Origin of the sequence: Allochromatium palmeri, from assembly GCF_009720725.1 — a bacterium.
GTDB classification, from domain to species: Bacteria; Pseudomonadota; Gammaproteobacteria; order Chromatiales; family Chromatiaceae; genus Thermochromatium; species Thermochromatium palmeri.
Map to the genome: position 1 here is coordinate 1 of NZ_WNKT01000010.1, position 19,238 is coordinate 19,238.

General features: G+C 61.7%; 18 protein-coding genes. 3 read left to right on the top strand and 15 right to left on the bottom strand.

Translation table 11 applies throughout. The features are described from left to right. Positions 1-190 precede the first annotated feature (190 nt). The 6 genes from GJ668_RS06660 to yoaA form a co-directional block, all read right to left on the bottom strand. Positions 191-1,855, bottom strand: coding sequence for a hypothetical protein (locus GJ668_RS06660; RefSeq protein ID WP_246194665.1), 1,665 nt, complete (start codon positions 1,853-1,855; stop codon positions 191-193). A 134-nt stretch (positions 1,856-1,989) separates the two neighbouring features. Then, the gene (locus GJ668_RS06665; RefSeq protein WP_155449374.1) at positions 1,990-3,825 is read right to left on the bottom strand and encodes a PhoX family protein; all 1,836 of its coding nucleotides are present in this window, start codon (positions 3,823-3,825) and stop codon (positions 1,990-1,992) included. A gap of 129 nt (positions 3,826-3,954) precedes the next feature. Beyond that, positions 3,955-5,328, bottom strand: a complete 1,374-nt coding sequence (gene radA, locus GJ668_RS06670; RefSeq protein ID WP_155449375.1) for a DNA repair protein RadA — start codon at positions 5,326-5,328, stop codon at positions 3,955-3,957. Positions 5,329-5,334: 6 nt separating this feature from the next. Further along, positions 5,335-5,847, bottom strand: coding sequence for a J domain-containing protein (locus GJ668_RS06675; RefSeq protein WP_155449376.1), 513 nt, complete (start codon positions 5,845-5,847; stop codon positions 5,335-5,337). Between the two features lie 54 nt (positions 5,848-5,901). After that, a complete protein-coding gene (locus GJ668_RS06680) occupies positions 5,902-6,975 on the bottom strand; it encodes an HDOD domain-containing protein (protein ID WP_155449377.1) in 1,074 nt (357 codons plus the stop codon). 33 nt (positions 6,976-7,008) lie between these two features. Then, entirely contained in the window at positions 7,009-8,910 is a 1,902-nt protein-coding gene (gene yoaA / locus GJ668_RS06685) for a DNA repair helicase YoaA (protein WP_155449378.1), read from the bottom strand. A 246-nt stretch (positions 8,911-9,156) separates the two neighbouring features. Here yoaA and cysC point away from each other — a divergent pair, with 246 nt between their 5' ends. The 3 genes from cysC to GJ668_RS06700 all read left to right on the top strand — a co-directional run bounded on the left by cysC (position 9,157) and on the right by GJ668_RS06700 (position 11,019). Then, positions 9,157-9,819, top strand: a complete 663-nt coding sequence (gene cysC, locus GJ668_RS06690) for an adenylyl-sulfate kinase (RefSeq protein WP_155449379.1) — start codon at positions 9,157-9,159, stop codon at positions 9,817-9,819. A gap of 20 nt (positions 9,820-9,839) precedes the next feature. After that, positions 9,840-10,355 carry a metallophosphoesterase family protein gene (locus tag GJ668_RS06695; RefSeq protein ID WP_155449380.1) on the top strand — a complete coding sequence of 172 codons (516 nt, stop codon included), beginning with the start codon at positions 9,840-9,842 and terminating at the stop codon, positions 10,353-10,355. Positions 10,356-10,707: 352 nt separating this feature from the next. Beyond that, positions 10,708-11,019 carry a hypothetical protein gene (locus GJ668_RS06700; RefSeq protein WP_155449381.1) on the top strand — a complete coding sequence of 104 codons (312 nt, stop codon included), beginning with the start codon at positions 10,708-10,710 and terminating at the stop codon, positions 11,017-11,019. Between the two features lie 45 nt (positions 11,020-11,064). Here GJ668_RS06700 and GJ668_RS06705 read toward each other — a convergent pair whose 3' ends face one another. The 9 genes from GJ668_RS06705 to GJ668_RS06745 form a co-directional block, all read right to left on the bottom strand. Next, positions 11,065-11,574 (bottom strand): FKBP-type peptidyl-prolyl cis-trans isomerase, encoded by a 510-nt coding sequence (locus GJ668_RS06705; RefSeq protein WP_155449382.1) that lies wholly within the window; start codon positions 11,572-11,574, stop codon positions 11,065-11,067. A gap of 18 nt (positions 11,575-11,592) precedes the next feature. Beyond that, positions 11,593-11,943: a hypothetical protein gene (locus GJ668_RS06710; RefSeq protein WP_155449383.1), complete on the bottom strand. Its 351-nt coding sequence runs from the start codon at positions 11,941-11,943 to the stop codon at positions 11,593-11,595. A gap of 104 nt (positions 11,944-12,047) precedes the next feature. Beyond that, positions 12,048-13,910: an adenylyl-sulfate reductase subunit alpha gene (gene aprA, locus GJ668_RS06715; RefSeq protein ID WP_155449384.1), complete on the bottom strand. Its 1,863-nt coding sequence runs from the start codon at positions 13,908-13,910 to the stop codon at positions 12,048-12,050. Continuing rightward, positions 13,910-14,392 carry an adenylyl-sulfate reductase subunit beta gene (gene aprB, locus GJ668_RS06720; RefSeq protein WP_155449385.1) on the bottom strand — a complete coding sequence of 161 codons (483 nt, stop codon included), beginning with the start codon at positions 14,390-14,392 and terminating at the stop codon, positions 13,910-13,912. The genes aprA and aprB overlap by 1 nt, the downstream gene beginning before the upstream one ends. 47 nt (positions 14,393-14,439) lie before the next feature. Then, entirely contained in the window at positions 14,440-15,261 is an 822-nt protein-coding gene (locus GJ668_RS06725; RefSeq protein WP_155449386.1) for an adenylyl-sulfate reductase, read from the bottom strand. A gap of 20 nt (positions 15,262-15,281) precedes the next feature. Further along, on the bottom strand, positions 15,282-16,475 hold the full coding sequence (gene sat / locus GJ668_RS06730; RefSeq protein WP_155449387.1) for a sulfate adenylyltransferase: 1,194 nt from the start codon (positions 16,473-16,475) through the stop codon (positions 15,282-15,284). 905 nt (positions 16,476-17,380) lie between these two features. Then, on the bottom strand, positions 17,381-17,782 hold the full coding sequence (locus GJ668_RS06735) for a GFA family protein (RefSeq protein WP_155449388.1): 402 nt from the start codon (positions 17,780-17,782) through the stop codon (positions 17,381-17,383). Positions 17,783-17,830: 48 nt separating this feature from the next. Further along, complete coding sequence (locus tag GJ668_RS06740) at positions 17,831-18,238, bottom strand: hypothetical protein (protein WP_155449389.1); 408 nt, start codon at positions 18,236-18,238, stop codon at positions 17,831-17,833. Between the two features lie 142 nt (positions 18,239-18,380). Beyond that, positions 18,381-19,136 (bottom strand): hypothetical protein, encoded by a 756-nt coding sequence (locus GJ668_RS06745; protein WP_246194666.1) that lies wholly within the window; start codon positions 19,134-19,136, stop codon positions 18,381-18,383. Positions 19,137-19,238 lie beyond the last annotated feature (102 nt).

A 19,238-nucleotide genomic window follows, 5' to 3' on the forward strand; every position in this document is an offset into this window, starting at 1 on the left:
GAGGGCGAGCCAACGGCGACTCAGTTCATGTGGACAGCGTATCACAAAAATTACGCATCTCTGACTGGACGTGGTTTAAAAGACGCCATTGTGACTCAAATTTGACCGCCGATGTTCCGCTCCGCCAAATGAAACGGCGGCCGGACGAAAACTCTCGGTGAATTCGTAGACGACTCGGTTCCCCGGAGGCTCAGTAGCCGAGGAGCGGTTCCTCGACGCCGGTCGGGGTGTTCTGATCGACCCAGGGATGGACGTTGAAACCGGCGGTCTCGATCATGGCATCGCGCCCTTCGCTGAAGCTCTGCTCCTGGACGATCACCCGATATGCCTTGTTGAGCTGCATCGCGCGCTCGGGCGAGGCATAGAGCAGAACGCTGATGTCCTGGCGCAGCCGTTCGAGCCTCTCGGGTTTGAGTTCACCCTCGGCCGTGAAGAAGCGTTCGCGCACCTCGCGGTTCTGGCGGAACTCGTCCCCCGTGCCATTGGCGGCGAGATAGAAGGCATACTCCGGCTCGCCATCGCGCCGCAACGGCTCGGGCAGGCCGTCGAGTCCCTTCTGGCTCCAGTGATGCCAGCCGCGCTGGAAAGCGTCGGCCTCGAAGCGGCGCGGGAAGGCGAAGCTCGAATCCGTGGTCGCGCCCAGGCCGCCGTGGCAGCCGACACAGAAGGCCAGTTCCTCATAGCTCTGCGGACGCAACTGCCCTTCGGCATCCTCGATCAGCGCCGAATAGACCCAGCCCTGATCGTTGCTGACGCCGGATTCAAGATTACCCCGGAAGACGCGCACCCGATCTGGGAAATCATGCTTCTCTTTGGTTTCGGCGGCCTGGCGGCTGTCGAGTTCGGCATAGGTCATCCAATAGCGCTTCCTGGCATGGCGTACTTCCTTCATGCGCGCGGCGAGCTGGTTGTCGCCCGATTCGTCGACGTCGATATAGCGCACCGTATGCAGGAACTCGGTGCCTTCCGGATAGAGTCCGGCGGCCAGATGCACGCGCCCGGCACGCTGTTCGGCGAGCGCCTGACCGACGTACCACATCAGACGCCCCTCGCGCGGCGCCCAGTCGTAGCGGACCCACTCGGCGGTACCGATGGTGCCGTCGCGATCGAGATCGATCCCGCCGAGTGCCGCTTCGTCGACGGGTTCGATGGCGATGTCGCGCCGGCGGATCAGGGATTCGACGATGGCCAGATTGGTCTTGTAGACGGCGCGGTCGAACGCACCATCCAGGTTGCGCTGGAAGGGGGCGCCGAGCCGGATCAGCACATCGTCGGTCGAGCCGTTGGTCGGCCAGAAGGTGCCGACGAAGGGGTAATAGCCGAAGGCGCGCCAGCCGGTCGGTTGTCCCTCAGGATCGAGATCAAAGCCTTCGTCATCGAAGCGGAAATAGGCATCAGGGACATAGCCGTCCCAGCGACCATTGTCGTCGTAGTCCCAGTCCTCGGGCGGCTCGGCCAGGCGCTGGGCGGGGATGATGCGACCCTCGGCATCCAGATAGTTGCTCTGGCGGATGTAGTCGCGCATCTCATCATCGCCGATCGCCGCCATGGCCGCGCGCCGATCCTTGTAGAGATTCTTCCAGGGATTCTCCTCGGCTGGTGCGGGGAAACTGAAGGTCAGTTGCAGATCAGAGTCGTTGAGATAGTTGGGCGTCTGCGACTGGGTGTGACAGGCATAGCAGGGATTGTGGACCCGCCCCTGATCGTCAGTCGTCTTGGTATAGCACTGCGAGACGATGTGGGGCGTCTCGTTCTTGAGGATGCGCTCGTCGAGTCCGGCGCTCGGCGCGGAGCCGGCCCAAGACAGGCCGAGCAGGATCGAGAGCATGGCGGGAAAGCGGGATGGAAATGACATGGCAGCGGTACCGATTGACGCGAACGGCCTCATCCTTCAAGTCGAGCGGCAAAAACTCCCGCCGTCGCCTCGGAGCGGCATGCGACCGACCCGAGGCGCCGTGGGAGTCCCCCGACTTCAAAGACGAGCGAAGATCACTTGTTCATGGCCGGAAAGACGAAGTAACCGGTGTAGGCCGAGAGCTGACCGGGTTCTTCGAGCTTGTCGGCATCCGACTCGCCATAGGGATGCTGGACGACCGACATCAGATAGGCAAAGCCGTTGATGTCGGGATAGAAGTACGGCGAGGTGGTCTCGGAGCCGTAGGGCGTGGTCTGGATGCGGGTGAGCCGGCCTGAGTTCAGGTCATACGACCAGATCATGTCGTTCTGATGGCCCGACCCCGTGTCCTCACCGATGATGAGCGTGTCGTAGCCCGGCATGTAGGTGACATTGTCCGGATTGGCCAGGCCATTGACGTCGCACTTGTTGTTTCCGTCATAGTCGGGCGATTCGGCGTCGGCGCCATAGTCCATGGTCAGCGGGTTGCCGGCGACGAGCGGGAACATGTCGACGGCGGTGTAGTTACCATCGAGGTGCAGCCCATAGACAGCGCCGCAGACATTGGCCTGAGCGATCCTCATGTGGTTCGGGCCACCGACATCGTATTTGTCGTAGCTGCCCTGGGCGCGGCCGGCGCGGCTGTAATCGAGCATGCCGCGATCGACCTCGGACATCCCGAGATAGAGCCGATGGCGATCGGAGTCATAGGTGATGCCCTCCATCTTGCGGAACTCGGTGGTTCCGCCCTGCATTGCAGCCCAGCGGCGAGTCTCCAGACGCGAGGCGATGTTTTCGTCCATCCAGTTGATAGCACCGTCCTGGTTGACGTCGCGCAGCTTAAGACACTGATGATCGCCGTCCTCGTGTCCGGCGTTGATCGAGTTGAAGCCATCGGGACAGACTGGAGTCTCGCCCTCGGCCGCCGCGACCGGTTCGGCCTCGTCGAAGATGTCGGTGAAGCGATAGCGATCAATCCAGTCGCGCACCTCGTCGCTGGTGGTCCAGCCCAGATAGATCCAGTTGAGCTTGGCCAAGCCGGCGCCGCCGGCGTCCTTTTGATTCCACTGTGCGACCCAGAGCGCGCCGGCGCTCAGATCGCCCGGCTGACTGGCGACGAAGCGGAACAGACCGACATTGGTGCCATCGTCGGACATATAGACCGTCTTGCGGTCGGGCATCACATAGCCAAGTTCGAGCGCGATGCGTCCCATGGCATAGTGCTTCTCGACCCGCGCCGAATCGAAGCTGTCGACCTTGATCTCGACCGGATAGCCATAGTCATAGGGGTTCATGACTGAGCCGGCCTCGGCGGGTGTGGCACCGAAATAGGTTGCCATGGCGGCGTTGTACTCGGTGATGGTGCCGTCGCGCCACTGCTTGGCGTCCGGCTCGTATTCTTCGGAACCCAGATGCGTACCCCAGGGTGTGACGCTGCCAGCGCAGTGCACCCAGCCGCCATTGAGTGATGAAAAGTCGAGCGGACGGGTGCGCAGCGCGGTCAGAATGCCATTGCCCGGATCCTGGGCGAGTTCGGTCAGATACATGGCTCCGGGACGTGATTCGAAGTGCGAGACCATGTAGAGCTTGTCGTCGGTGCCACGCAGCAGCGACGCGAAGTCATTGTCGTTGGAGATGTAGGATGAACCATCCTCGGCGAGCAGCGGCTGGCCGTTGATGTCATGAAGCTGACCGAAGCGGTAGCCATTTGGATCCTGGACCCCAGTCTGGCCAGAACGCAGAATCGTATTGTAGCCGAGATTGACCGTTACACCATCGACGATGGCTTGAGGGGCGGTCAGGATCGTGCGTTTTTCAGCGTCGGTGCGCGGGACTGGGGCTTCGCTGAACTCGATGGTGCCGGCGAAGACCGGCGCGCAACAGCCAAGTGCCAGCACAGCGGCCACTGCCTGTCGGATTGAGGAATCCATGGTTGTGCTCCGTGGGTTCGAGGTTGAAAAAGGCTGAAATTCGAACCACGAGAGCTTAAAGGCCAGTTATGACGCCTGGATGGCTATTCTGTGACCGAGCGATGAGGGTGCGATGACAAGCGAGGCGGTTCAGAACGCCGCCCCCAGCGCCTCGCCAAGTGTTCTGACGACCATGATCTCCAGCCCTTCAACGCCTTCCTTGGGCGCGTTGCCCTTGGGCACGATGGCGCGGCGAATGCCATGCTTGACCGCTTCGCGCAGCCGGTCGGGACCATTGGGGACGGGCCGTACCTCACCCGACAGCCCGATCTCACCGAAGGCCGCCAGATCCAGCGGCAGTGGCCGGTCGCGATAGCTCGACAGCACCGCCAGGATCACCGGCAGATCCGCCGCCGTTTCGGCGATGCGCACCCCGCCGACGACATTGACGAAGACGTCCTGATTGAACATCCCGATACCGCCATGCCGGTGCAGCACCGCCAGCAGCATCGACAGCCGGTTCTGATCCAGCCCAAGCGCCACGCGGCGCGGATTGGCCAGCGGACTCTCGTCGACCAGCGCCTGGACCTCGACCAGCAGCGGGCGCGTCCCTTCGCGCGTGACCATCACCAGACTGCCCGAGACCGGCTGATCGTGGCGCGAGAGAAAAATGGCCGAGGGGTTCTTGACCTCGCGCAGCCCCTGATCGCCCATCGAGAACACGCCCAGCTCATTGACGGCGCCGAAGCGGTTCTTGATCGAGCGCACGATGCGAAACGGACCACCATGCTCGCCCTCGAAATAGAGCACGGTGTCGACCATGTGCTCCAGCACGCGCGGTCCGGCGAGCGCCCCGTCCTTGGTCACATGCCCGACCAGGAACACCACGGTGTCGCGCTGCTTGGCGAAGCGCACCAGTTGCGCCGCCGACTCGCGGACCTGAGAGACTGAACCGGGCGCCGATTGCAGCGTCTCGGTATAGAGCGTCTGGATCGAGTCGACCACCATCACCCGTGGTCGCTCCTGCTCGGCATGGGCCAGGATCTGCTCGACACAGGTCTCGGCCAGCAGACGGATGCCGCCGCCGGACAGCCCCAGCCGACGCGCGCGCAGCCCGATCTGCTGGGGTGATTCCTCACCGCTGACATAGAGTACCGGCTGATCGGCGGCCAGCGCGGCGCAGGCCTGGAGCAGTAGGGTCGACTTACCGATGCCCGGATCGCCGCCGATCAGGACTACCGAGCCGGCGACCAGACCGCCGCCGAGCACCCGATCCAGCTCGCCGATGCCGCTCTGGACGCGCTGGCGTTCCTCCGGACTGACCTCGGCCAGGGTCTCGATCCTGTTGGCATCGACGAGACCGGCATAGCCGACGCCGCGCTCGGCTGGACGGCGGCGTAGCTCGGCGACCTCCTGAAGACAGTTCCAGGCGCCGCACTCCTGACACTGTCCGGCCCACTTTGGATAGCGCGCCCCACAGGCGTTGCAGACATAGGCGGTCTTGGGTTTTGGGGCGGTGGCCATGCGTCGTCAATCCCCCAGCAGACGTTGCTTGGCCGCATTGATGCGCGCGGCCAGATAATCCGAACCGCCCCGATCCGGGTGCAGCCGCTGCATCAGCCGCCGATGCGCGGCGCGAATGGCCTCGGCATCGGCTTTGGCATCAATGCCGAGGATGGCGCGCGCTTCATCTTCGCTCAAGGCACCAGAGCCGGAGCCGGGCGGCGCGCCCTGCCCGGCCCTGCCGCTGGCCTGACCCGCGCCGACCCCGAGTCCGAGCGAACGCAGAATCTGTTGCAGTTCAGGAACCAGACGCAACAGCGTGAGCAGCCGCATGAGCACTGGAATGGCCGCGCCGAGGAGCGCGAACAGTGGACTCAGACGTCCGGTGAGCACCGCGAGCACCAGCACCGCGATCAAGCCCCAAAAGGCCACCTGACGCAGCCGGCGCGCCAGCAACGCGCGCGGCATCGAACGCAGCTGATGCAGCCCCCACAGCGCCGCCGCCAGCAGCAGGATCACGAAGGCAAGACGCAGGATCATGATTCGCCCCTCCCGAGCAACGATGGCCGGCTGTCGCTGCCGGAGTCCGTGCGATCAGTTTGGCGCATCGATCAACAGTCGACGATAACAGGACTCGGACATGAAGGCATTGGCATCCACTTCGTCTTCGGGAAGACGCTGTTTTTCGACCAGCAGATGGAGCTTGGCGTATTGATCGGCGACCGTGAGGATCGCGCCCAGCCAGGAGCGCGCCGCGTTCTGATCCAGCCTGGCCTGTTCGTCGATGGCCTGGATGACGCTTTCGGGGAAGTTCCATTCCTCGATGATGCGATGCGACAGTTGTCTGGAGCGCTCGATGAAGACACTGTAGAACGCCTCTGAATTGGGGATCGGGTCGCGTTGTTTGTCGAGCACCTGATCCATGAGCCGGAAGCCGACCATCAGCCCTACGTTCGCGACCAGTCCGGCCAGATAGGACGAGAACACATCCTGCCCGCCCTCCTCGGCCAGACAGTGACAGACCAGCGCGCACCGCTCGGATTGGGTCCAGACGCGCGAGGCCGCCAGGTTGGTGACATGGCCTGATTTGAGATTGAAGATGGGATAGAAGGCTACGCGCGCAATGAGCTGATGCAGCCCGTCGCGTCCCAGGAGCACGACCGCCTGCTCGATGTTCGAGATCTTGCGCGCGCGCCGGTAATAGGGGCTGTTGGCCAGACGAATGACCTCGCCGACCAGCACCGGATCCTTGGTGATCTGTCGCGCTAGCTGCGCCCCGGTCATGGTGTCGTCCTTCAGACTGCGCATGAGCTGCGGGATGACCATCGGCAGGCGCGGAACCAGCGTGGCACTCGATTGCTGTCCTGTGACCAGTTGCTCGAAAGCGTCGAGCACACGGGACTCGGACGGACTCAGCGACAGATCAGCGAAGGCATCGAGATCGAGCAACCAGGGATAGAACCAGCGATCGACCGTGATCGGCGGCGGCTCCAGATCGATCGAATCATCGCGCTCGCTGGTGTCTTCACCGGTCTCAGTGTCCTCTTCTGGCTGGCGGCCGGACAGATCGACGTCTTCGATCTCTTCGAGTTCATCGGTCTCTTCGCCCCGCGCTCGTGCCCGCTTGCCATGCAGCAGACGCCCGAACAGATTCTTTATAAAACTCATAGGTGTGAGCTATCTCGGTTGAAACCGGACATTTCAGTCGAAAAAACACCGGACCTGCTCAATATCACGCGTCCGGGCCATCGGCGGCAGACTGTCGAGAAACGTCTGACCATAGGAACGCGACAGCAGCCGCGGATCACAGACCACCAGCACACCGCGATCCTCGGATCCGCGAATCAGACGTCCCGCGCCCTGTTTGAGCGCGATCACGGCGCGCGGCAACTGATAGTCCCGAAACGGATTGCCACCGGCCTTGCGGAGCGTGTCGATGCGTGCCGCCAGCACCGGATCGCCCGGCGAGGCGAACGGCAACCGGTCGATGAGCACGCAGGAGAGTGCGTCGCCACGCACGTCGACCCCTTCCCAGAAACTGGAGGTTCCGAGCAGAACCGCATTGCCGAGCTGCCTGAAGCGTTCGACCAGCTCGGCGCGCGGAGCCGTGCCCTGCACCAGGACCGGATAGCGGACACGCCCTTCGAGACCGGCGGCGATCTCGCGCAGCGCGCGATGACTGGTGAAAAGCAGGAAGGCCCGGCCACGGCTGTAGTCGATCAGCTCGCACGCCAGCTCCAGGACGTGCTGATTGTAGTCCGGCTCGGCCGGTTGCGGCAGTCCGCGCGGCACGAACCAGAGTGCCTGATGCGCATAATCGAACGGGCTGTCCCAGCGTGCCGTCTCGGCGTTCTCGATGCCGAGCTGGCGCGCGAAGTGATCGAAGCCATCGCCGACGGCCAGGGTCGCCGAGGTCAGCACCCAGGCACTGCCCGCACGCCCGATGCGCTCACGAAACAGATCGGCAATCTCCAGCGGGGTCTGGTGCAATCGAAAGCCGCGTCCGAGCGTTTCGAACCAGCGCACCGCCTCGGCTGACTCGGTCGTGACGATTTGATTCAGACGCGTGATGAGATCCAGGGTCCGTTCCAGACAGGCATCCAGTCCCTTGCCGCGTCCAACGACCGTTTCGAGTGCCTCGTGCAACTCGACCAGACGCTCAGCCACCCTGAGCAGCGCGTCCGAGACAGCCTTGTCGGCCACCAACTCGTTCCAGGGTCCGCGTCGATCCTGGTCACCCATCGTCAGGCGCAGATCCTGTGTGGCCCGACGCAGACGCACGGCGCGATCACGCAGTGCGAGCACCTCTTTGGCGTCGCGCACCGACTCCAGCTCGATATCGTGCGCCAGATCCAGAAGCTGGCGGCTGCTCAGACTGAGACCAAAGAAGCCGGTCGCGGTCTCGGGAAGCTGATGGGCCTCATCGAGGATGAAGCAATCAGCACCGGGCAGGATCTCGCCGAAGCCCTCGTCTTTGAGCGCCAGATCCGCACAGAAGAGATGATGATTGACCACCACCAGATCAGCGTCCTGAGCCTCGCGCCGTGCGGCGACCAGATGGCAGTCACTGAATTCAGGGCAGTCCTGGCCGAGACAGTTGTCGGTGGTCGACGTGACCTCGGGCCAGATGGCGGCGTTTTCGGGGATCGGCAGCTCGGCGATGTCACCGCACCGGGTGATGGTCGACCAGTCGCGAATCTGTTTGAGCTGGCCACGGGTCTCACCGTCGAGACGGGCGCTGTCGGCCAGGATCAGCGTCAGACGATGGCGGCAGAGATAGTTGCCCCGGCCTTTGAGCAGTGCCGCCGTCACGGGCACGCCGAGCGCACGGCGGATGAGCGGCAGATCGCGATGGAAGAGTTGATCCTGAAGATTGCGCGTCCCGGTCGAGATCACGACCTTGCGCTCCGAGAGCAGCGCCGGAACCAGATAGGCGAAGGTCTTGCCGGTGCCGGTGCCGGCCTCGCAGATGAGCGCGCCGCCGGATTCGAGGGTCGCCGCTACACGCTCGGCCATCGCCTGCTGCTGGGCGCGATGCGTGAAACCGGAAATCTGGCTGGCGAGCCGGCCGTCGGGGCCGAGGATATGGGACAGATCGGGCATGATGTCACGGCGAGCTAGCGCGGGTTCTGAGCGCCGGTCGCGCTCAACCGTTTAGCGTACCCCCGGCCTCGATTGGGGCATCATGATTTCCCAGCCTGGATAAGTCAATCCTGACCTCGGGTGAAAGCAACCGATCGAGGCAATGATTGACAAGCCGTCGCCACGAATTGAGAATGCCAGACGCTTTTCGCTGGCATCCGGCCGCTTCGCGGCCCAGTTCGATTTACACCGAAGGATGGTTTCTCAATGGCGAACGATATCCATGTGACTTGGCACGAGCACCGTGTTTCGCGCGAAGACCGCGAGCGTCTCAACGGCCATCGCGGCTGTGTGATCTGGCTGACCGGACTGAGCGGCTCAGGCAAGAGCACGCTGGCCAATGTGCTTGATCATCTGTTGTCTGAGCGCGGCATCAAGACGGCGGTGCTCGATGGGGACAACGTCCGTCATGGACTCAATGCCAGCACCGGCATGTTGCGTGAAACGCACGGCGAGGAATTCGCCGCGCGTTTCGGCCTGGGTTTCACCGCCATCGATCGCGAAGAGAACATCCGGCGCATCGGTGCGGTGGCACAGCTCTTCTGCGAGGCCGGGATCATTGCCCTGACGGCCTTCATCAGTCCCTACCGTATTGATCGTCGACGTGTCAGACAAAGCATGCGCGAGGGCGACTTCATCGAGATTTTCGTCGATACGCCACTCGATGTGTGCGAACAGCGTGATCCCAAGGGACTCTATAAGAAGGCGCGCGCCGGGGAGCTCAAGCATTTCACCGGTATCGACGATCCCTATGAAGCGCCCGAGGCTCCGGAGCTCGTGGTACAGGCCGGCGAGCGCACTCCAGAAGAACTGGCCGATGAGGTCATTGCCTATCTGATCCGTCGCCAGATTCTGCCGCCCACGGATTAGAACCCGATACACTGAGCATCATGAAAATCTGCATCGTCTCCGACAGCCATGATCGTGGTCCCATGCTGGCAACGGCCATCGCGGAAGCCAAGACGCGCGGCGCCGAATACGTCCTGCATTGCGGCGATCTGATCGGTACCAATACCCTGCTGGCCTCGCTCAAGCTGGAGCTGCCGATCCATGTGATTCATGGCAACAATCTCGGCGATCCGGTCTCCATCTCGCGCTTAGCCTGTGGTTCCGGGGGGCAGCTCCAGTATCACGGCAACGATGCCGATCTGACGCTGGCCGAGCGTCGGATCTTCATGACCCATTATCCGCACATCGGCGAGGCGTTCGCCTGTGCCGGCGATCATGATCTGGTCTGCTGCGGACACAGCCATGAGCCGGAGATCCGCTGTCTGGACAACGTCAAGGGCGGCCAGACCTGGCTCGTCAATCCCGGCACCGTGGCTGGTCTCGGTGCGCCGGCGGCGACCTGGATCTTCGCGGATCTGGCTACGATGACGTTTGAACTCCAGGAACTCGAACGCTAGATACCCAGGGATTTCCGGGGACTTGACACCGCCTTGCGGCACCCTGATAGTTCTTCACCGTGTTCTCTGTGATAGACACACTGGCCCATCAATCGTTAAAGGTCACCACTCATGAGCGAACAAAAACCCCGTCCTCAGGTTCCAGATGGCCACAGCCGATTCGTCGTGACCCGTCAGAAGCAGCCTAATGACAAGGGATTCGTTGGCTACGATGTCATTTGGGAGTCGTTCCAGAAAGAAGCCAAGTATCAGACCCCGAAGCGTCCCTAAATGCGCGCGCGACCGCGTGAGCCGATAAGGCTCGCGTGGTGTCCGTCACCCATCCCTTCAAAAGCGGAAAGCCAGCTTATCGATGAAACTGACACTGGATAGCTCAGCCTTCAACGAGCTGCAAGCCAGGTTCACGGCCGAGATCGTGACCCGGATCAAGATCAAGCTTCAGGAAGCCGGCGTGGAGCCGGACAAGCTTGAAGACCTCACGGCCGGCATTGCGCTGAGCGTCGCCGGTGTCATCGATGATATCGCAGAGATCGACGCCGATGGCGTCGAGGTGCATCCCTATCTGACCTTTCGCACCGATGACGAGACGCTCGTGCATTGGGGCGAGAACGCCTATACCTATGAGCAGGTCTATGGCGCGATGAGAAAGCTGTTTCACGCCTAGCCACAGCGTCCATGACGCCGGAGCGCGCATGGAATCGGGCTGCACTCAGATCGGTTGGGTTGGCAGTCCGCCGAGATCCGGCCCTCGGTCAACCTGACCGCCCGCCATGATCTCTTCATCCGTCGCCTCGCGCACACTCAACACCTCCAGCTCGAACACGACCTGGCGTTCGCACAGCGGATGGTTGCCATCGATCGTCAACGTTTTGTCGTCCATGCGAGTGACAAGAAAGCTTTTGGTCTGGCCCTGGTCGTTCTGCATGAGAATACGCATACCGACTTCCCGATACTCATCAGGGACGTTTTCGATCGCGTCCGTGAAGACCAGTGACTCGTCCCGGGTGCCATAGAGATCCGTGCAGTCGATCGGCACCGAGATCCGATCTCCCGGCTTTTTACCCTCCAGCTCGGCCATGACCCGAGGGTCCAGTACGGCCTGACTACCGTGCACATAGCCGAGCGGAAATTCCACGGTCGTCAAAACGTCACCCGTCTTCTGATCGACGATCCGATACGTCAACTCGACAAACGCGTTGTCTTCGATGGTCTGTTTCATCAGTCTTGCTTCTCTGGCTCAGAAAATCGACGCGGCGAAAATGCGCACTTCACCATTCTCATAGCCGAGCACCAGACGCCCCAGCCACTCACCTTCGCGCGCCGTGCTGCGAACACGATAGAGCGCCGTTACATGCTCGCCGCGCCGGATGAATCCGAGAAAATCGCGTTCCTCGACGAGATTTCGCGCCAGATCACTGTGCGCGAACTGCTTGCCCATTTCGACTTCGTTCAAGCCAAGCAACAAATTGTAAGAGAACTTCTTGATGAACTTGCCGTACTGGCCTTTATTGGAGTACTTGACGAGGTCATCCCACATGGGGTGAGCGATCTCGATGATTTCTTCGTCGGTCAGATCATTGATGTTCATTCAACAGCGCCATCGATTGTCTTCACACCACAGAGTTCAATCTGCAAAAAGACAAGGGCTCCGGGTGCCCCCAGAGCCCATGCCTTGAGACGAGCCTGATCTTACTACGCCTCGACCAGATGGTAACAGGGCGCCTTTTCCATGGTGTACTCACCCGTCTCCGGATCACGACGCGAGACCGTCAGCACATGCCAGTTCTCGTCGTCCAGCTTCAGGGCGTCGCCACGGTAGTAGTAGCCCGGCCAGCGGGTCTCCTTGCGGAACAGGGTGTGCTGCATGACAGCCTCTGAGGTGAGGTGACGATGCTTCAGCTCCCAGGCGCGCAGCAGCTCGTGGATGTTCTCTGCCGCGATCTTTTCCAGATCCTCTTCCAGGATCTTCATTTTCTTCAGACCGATGTTCAGCAACTTCTCGTTGGTCATGTAGCTGACGGTCACACCACCACAGTACTCGTCCATCAACTTTTGCAGGCGATCGAGGCCCTGGCGCGGGTTGATGTAGTTCGGGTTGACCGAACCGGCGGTGATCTCGTTGCGATAGACCCGGTAGTGCTCCATCGGCTTGTAGATCTCTTCGCGACGACGCTCGATCTGCGCGTCTGAGACCCGAATGCCTTCGGCCTTGCCGTCGTCGATGTACTTGCAGGCCGCCTTGGCCGCCAAACGGCCTTCAGTGAAGGAACCGGACGAGAAGGCGTGCGGCGTGCCGCCGGCAGCGTCACCGGCCCCGAACAGCCCCTCGACCGTGGTCATGCGGTTGTAGCCCCAGAAATACTCGGGCGGCGAGAGATCCTCCGGACCCGAGCACCAGGCGCCGCAACCGGTCGCGTGCGAACCCATGACGTAAGGCTCGGAGGTGGTCAGCTCGGGGTTCTCATTCTTCGGGTCGACGTCGGTCGCCGCCCAGAGCACGGCCTGGCCGACGGTCATGCCGAGGAAGTTGTGCCAGCCGATCTCTTCGAGATGCGGATCCTGGAAGGCTTCCATGGTGATCATGTGAATCGGACCGCGACCGGCATTGACCTCGCTGATGAACGCATGGTTGCGCAGACAGGTCGGGATCGGGCGATGGGTGCGGTGCGAAAGCTCCGGATCCAGATATTCCTTGCCGACCATCTCCTGCAACTGCGGCCACCACTTGGACTCGTACTCTTCGCCGATACCATTTTGGGTATAGGTCTTGAGATGCAGGAAGTAGGCGCCGACCGGGCCGTAACCGTCCTTGAAACGGGCCAGCACGATCCGGTTCTCCATCTGGGTCATCTTGGCGCCGGCGCCGATCAGCAGACCATAGGCCGAACCTGAGGACCAGGGCGCATACCAGACGCGGCCCGCGCCCTCGCCGACCGAACGCGGCTTGTAGATGTTCGAGGCGCCGCCGGCCGCGACGATGACGGCCTTGGACTTGAAGACGTGGTAGTTGCCGGTGCGCACATTGAAGCCGACCGCGCCCGCGACCCGGTTGGGCTTGCTTTCGTCCATCAGCAGGTGGGTGACACAGATCCGGTTGAAGACCTCATCGGCCGATTTCTTCGCCGCTTCGGCGACGATCGGCTTGTAGGACTCACCGTGGATCATGATCTGCCAGCGTCCTTCACGCTGATAGGCGCCGGTCTTGGGGTTGCGCATCAGCGGCAGGCCCCATTCCTCGAACTGATGTACGGTCGAGTCAACGTGCCGGGCCATATCGAACAGCAGATCTTCGCGCACCATGCCCATGAGGTCGATGCGCGCGTAACGGACGTGATCTTCCGGGTTGTTCTCGCCGAAGCGGGTGCCCATGTAGCAGTTGATCGCGTACAGACCCTGAGCCACGGCGCCGGAACGGTCGATGTTGGCTTTTTCGGCGATGACGATCTTCTTGTCCTTGCCCCAGTAGCGCGCCTCGAAGGCCGCGCCCGTGCCGCCCAGGCCGGCGCCGACGACCAGGATGTCGATCCCGTCTTCGATGATTGTCTTGTAAGCCATCAGTAGCACACCCCTTCTTGCATTTTCAGGCCATTGGATTCCAGCGTATGCAGGCCGCCATCATCGAGACGAATGTACTTTGGCTCGTTGTACAGCAGTTGGCTGTCGCGCATCTCCTGGCTGGGCGCGGGCGCGTCCTTGAGCTGGGGGATGTGCTGGCCCCAGGGCTTGGTAGTGATGGGCGCGAGCAGCGTCATGTCTTTCTCGCCGTTGCGGAAGATGATCCGCCAGGCGATGACGCCCTTTTCCTCGTCGCGGCGCACGCGCACCGAGTGGCCCAGCGGGGCAAAGTCGGCGTAACCGCGCACGTCGATCGCGTTGTGCGGACAGGCCTTGACGCAGGAGTAGCACTCCCAGCACATATTGGGTTCGATGTTGTAGGCACGACGGATGGTCGTGTCGATGTGCATGATGTCCGACGGGCAGATGTCGACGCATTGGCCGCAACCGTCGCAGCGCGTCATATAGACGAAAGTTGGCATCTTCTGTTCCTCGTTCTCTCTCTCGACTGGATTCAGCGCATCGAGATTTAGTAATGGTTCGGCGCTTCGCGCTTGATACCCAGGCCCATGTACGGCGGGTTATCGCCCATGTACTCCGGGATATCCGGATAGCGCTCCTTGACGAGCGGATCCGTCAATTCGTGCAGCTCGGGCAGCTTGTCGAGCGAGCCGTCGGCCTTGGCGACCTTCTTCTGGAAGGCGGCGGCGGGCTTGAAGAACATGTGCGCCAGCTTCGACCAGTAGACGGTGCCGAACAGCGTGGTGGCAGCGGCGATGAAGAGCGCAAAGATGAGCATGGATCCCAGCAGCGACCACGCCAGGGCCAGGGTCGTCGTCAAGAGCAACGAGACGATGAAGAGGTCGGAGAGGTGCACGTCATGCCAGGCGTGGCCTTCGGAGCGCACATCGACGCGGATCTTGAACCAGAACCAGTAGCCGCCGACGCTGACCATCAGGGCGCCGAGGTGCCAGAGCAGGGGCACGAAACCCGAGGTCTCGCCTTCCACGCCGAAGATCAGGATCGCGGTCGTCACCACGAAGGTGACGAAGCCATACATCATGAGCAGGTGGGACTTGCGCCGGTCGGGATTCTCGAACTCGCCCGAGGCCAGGACTTCGTTGGCCAGGGTGCTGACGGCGAGGCTCATTTTCTCGGCACTGCCGACTTCGCGCTTGGCCAGTTTCTTGAGCGACTTGCCTTTTTCGAAGAAATACTGGGCGCTCTTCTTGTGCTTGACGTCGAGCAGGGTACCGCCGATGACCAGAAGGATCATCAACACGACATAGGCCTGCATCACGCCCGGCGCAATGAACGCCGACAGCTCGACGAAGGGATTGCTGGTAATCATCTCATTGTGTCTCCGTTGGGCTACGACTGAGGGAGTGACTGGTAGTAATCCATGAGGATCTGTGCGACCTCGGGACGCGAGAACTCGGGCGGCGGAGCCTCGCCCTGGCCGAGCATCTCGCGGACGCGGGTGCCAGACAGCAGGATGAAATCCTCTTTGGTGTGATCCGGGACGTCGCGCATCATCACCACCCGGTCGAGCTTCTTCGAATAGGCGGTGTGGTCGGCGCGGAAGATCTCGATGGCGAGCGCGTCGGCGGGCACGGCGTCATCGAAGATGGTCTGAGCGTCGAAGGGACCGTAGTAATCGCCGACGCCGGCATGATCGCGCCCGATGATGAAGTGGGTCGCGCCCATGTTCTGGCGGAAATAGGCGTGCAGCACCGCCTCGCGCGGCCCGGCATAGAGCATGTCGAAGCCGTAGCCCGTGACCATCACGGTGTTGGGCGGAAAGTAGAGTTCGGCCATGGTGCGGATGGCCGCATCGCGCACCGGCGCCGGTATATCGCCCGGCTTGAGCTGACCGAGCAGCATGTGGATGACGACGCCATCGGCATTGACCGCCTCCATCGCCATCTTGCACAGCTCCTCGTGCGCACGGTGCATGGGGTTGCGGGTCTGGAAGGCGACGATCTTCTGCCAGCCGCGTTCCTGGATCTCGTGGCGGATCTCGACAGCGGTGCGGAAGGTGTCGGGGAAGTCGGTCTGGAAGTAGGAGAAGTTGAGAACCTGGATCGGTCCCGAGATGGCCGTGCGGCCCTGGCTGTTGAAGGTCTGGACGCCTGGGTGCTTCGGGTCCGAGGTGCCGTAGACCTGTTCGGTCATCAGCGCCATCTGCGCGTCCGAGACCTGTTCCACGGCGGTGACGTCCATGACCGCCAGCACCGGGTGGCCCTCGACGTTCGGGTCGCGCAACGCGATCCGCGTGGCGCCGGCGATGGCGTCGGCGGATTCGAGCAGGCAGAGCAGCGGCACCGGGAAGAAGCGACCATCGGTCAGGGTCATCGACTGCGCGGCACTGAGCGCGTCGGCCAGGTTCATGAACCCTTCGAGCGGGCTGAAATAGCCGGCCCCCAGCATGACGGCATTACCGGCGGCCTGGGAGCTGATAATCACCGACGGCAGCGACTCGGCTTCATGCGAGAGTCGGTGGTGCTGCTCGGGGTCATAGACGAAACGCGGCTTGAGTTCGTCAGAGCCGACTGGCTTTATCATCATTTCCTCCGCAAAAAAACCCGTCCTCAGGGCGGGGAGGGATAGCGACTGCGACATTGCAGCCGCCGAAATGGGTGTAGGCTTTCCACCTGCCAGGCCGCGAGGCTCTGCCCGTAAGCGCCTGGTGACGGACGACGCCTCGCGGCGTGGTCGCTCCCCTCGCCAATGTGGGCCACCGGCTCCCGCCTGACGGCGGCGATCGAAACCTTTGGCGCTTTACCTTTCGCCGGCATGATCCCGACCTTTCAGAGCGGCGAACTGAGGAAGCATCCGCCGGTGAGTCTTGGCGACCTGTTGCACACGTAGCCCCTTTCGACCCTCCTGGTCAAGCGGGCTGAGGCTGGTCAACCCAGCTTGCTCTCACAAGCTCCGGCCTTCAGGCCAGGGTAGTTGACGCACGAACCTCCAACAACAGAGAGTGAAGACGCCACCGGATGCTTCGCATCCGCCTGAGTTCGTAGCCTGAGCGAGGCGATCTCCGTTTGGTTGGTGAAAATAGCAGAAAAGCTGCGGTTTTGTGAAAGCTTTTTAGTCGATTCTTATCGACGGGCGTCGTTGGCATGATCAGGCGCTCGGCCTATGTCCGACTCGGGACGTCTGAGGGCACGTTCCGTGCAGCCGTCAGGCCGACATGGACCCAGACGAATTGCGTGTGTTCACATTCGGCAATACCCGCCGTCTATGCGTTGCCACCAGGATCAGCAGCAGACACATCATGGCGATGACGGCTGGTAACAGCACGGCTACTGCTGTAGCCGAATAATGCTCAAGCGCCAGGATGGCGATGATGTTGCGGATGGCGCAAGTATAAATAGATCCGATTAAAACCTAACGCTTGGCTTTGGGGGGCACCGGAGCGCAGCGTGGGTGTGTCTGACAACCTCCACGGGTTATGTAATCGTGGCTCACTCCGGCAGACCTTCGAATTTTGGCACTTCCCCGAGTTCGGCATCCCAAGCCGCTTTGCTGGATGTAAAAATGTGTGCTGTTGGCAATATGGAGACTGTGGTGTCCAAGCATCCTGCGGGAACGACGAGCAAGCCTGGAATCTGAGTGCTTGGCAAGGCGGAACCACACAGCTTACAGAAGCTTTTGCTGTGAAGAGTGCCCGGAAGCGTAAAAGAGGTCACAGCATCCGCACCTGACTTCCAGGTCAGTTTGGCTGACTGCGAGAATAAATTCGCCGCATGAGCAGATCCCGTGTCTTTCTGGCAATGGCGGCAGTGGCACAGGTAAAAGCTGTCGAAGTCGCCTTGCACCTCAAATTTCACAGTGCCGCACAGGCAAGAGCCGAAGTGATCAGTCATCAAAATTTCTTCTACGGCCTACTGGCGAATAACACATAACGCCTCGCATCAGCGGTTCGGCGTAGCCGCGTCCGACTGCATGCGCTTGTTAGGCGGCTGCCTTGATGTAAAAAGACTTCTGACCATAGCTGCCGGAGTGTATATCACTAACCAAAGTACGAAATAAGCAAGCGGGACTAGCCAACCACCAAAAAGAGCGAATACACCCGAAGCTCCATCACTGTCCCAGCCATCAGGCAATTCTTCGTATCTTTCCTGATCAATAAGTTCACCAATGCGAGCTTGTTCTTCAATAAATGCAGTAAAAACCAGGCCCCAGCCAAGTATTACAAATAGAACCATTAGTAAAAATATCAGCCACCATCCAGGCTTTTTGGTAATGAACTTTAAGATCAATATGGCTGGAGGAAATGCTAAGAATGAGTAAATCGCAATAGAAGCAAAAATATCGTTCACTTTGGTCGCCTAACAGTGTATCTAGACAGCAGTCGGACACTTGAGTACTCAACTGACCGCAGCCTAGCCCAAAAGTAGCCCGCTCATGACTTCTGTCAAGCCGCATTGAACACCAAACACATACGGCTCATTCTCGAACTGGCTACTGTCCCCCCGCGCGCTGCTCAGCCTCACTAGCTGCCGCGAGATCACCGGAACGGCGCTTGGACTCAGCGATGATGCGCCAGTTATCACGCTTGAGATCGTCCTTGTCGCCGGCGAGATCATTAGCGCGCGAGGCCAGATTGCCGGCCTGAACCGCCTGCCCCTGCTCCAGCCGCACGCGCGCGAGCCGGTTCCAGAGATAGGCTTCGCGCGGGGCGATGCGCAGCGAACGCTCCAGCGAGGCCGCTGCACCCGCATGATCGCCGGCCTGACGCTGCTGCTCAGCCTGGCCGGCGAGCGAGGCGGCGGCTGGCGGCAGATTGGGCGCACTCAGATTCGACGGCGGCAGTGCCGGAGCTGGGGCCGGTGCGGCTGGAGCCGCGGGTGGCTCTGGACGCGGAGCCTCGGTTGCGGGCAAGGCTGAGCGTGGATCAACCTTGGCGACCTGCTCCTCGTCCGGACGCTGGGGAGGCGTTGCCGAACGCTCGGGCGCGCTCGGCCCCGGTGGGGCGGGTGGGGCCTGAGTGCCGGGCGACGGCGGTGTGGGTGCCGGCGCAGGCGGCTGCGCGGTCGCTGGTGACGCGGCGGGTTCGGGCACGCTACTCGGATCGCGGTAGGCATAGACCTGAGTTCCGCGCGGCGCCGGCTGCACGGGCTTCTTTTCAGGCGTGGGCGCGCGCTCGGGTTTGCTCGGCTGCGCCGGCTGACTCGTGCGCGGAGCCGTCTGGTCGATGGGCGCTGGCGGCTGCGGCATCTGGCGCGGCGCCGTGGCACAGGCCCCCAAGCCGACTACAGCCAGCGAGACAATCAGACATCGAGTCCAGCGTTCCATAAGATCTAAAGCCTTGATTCGCAT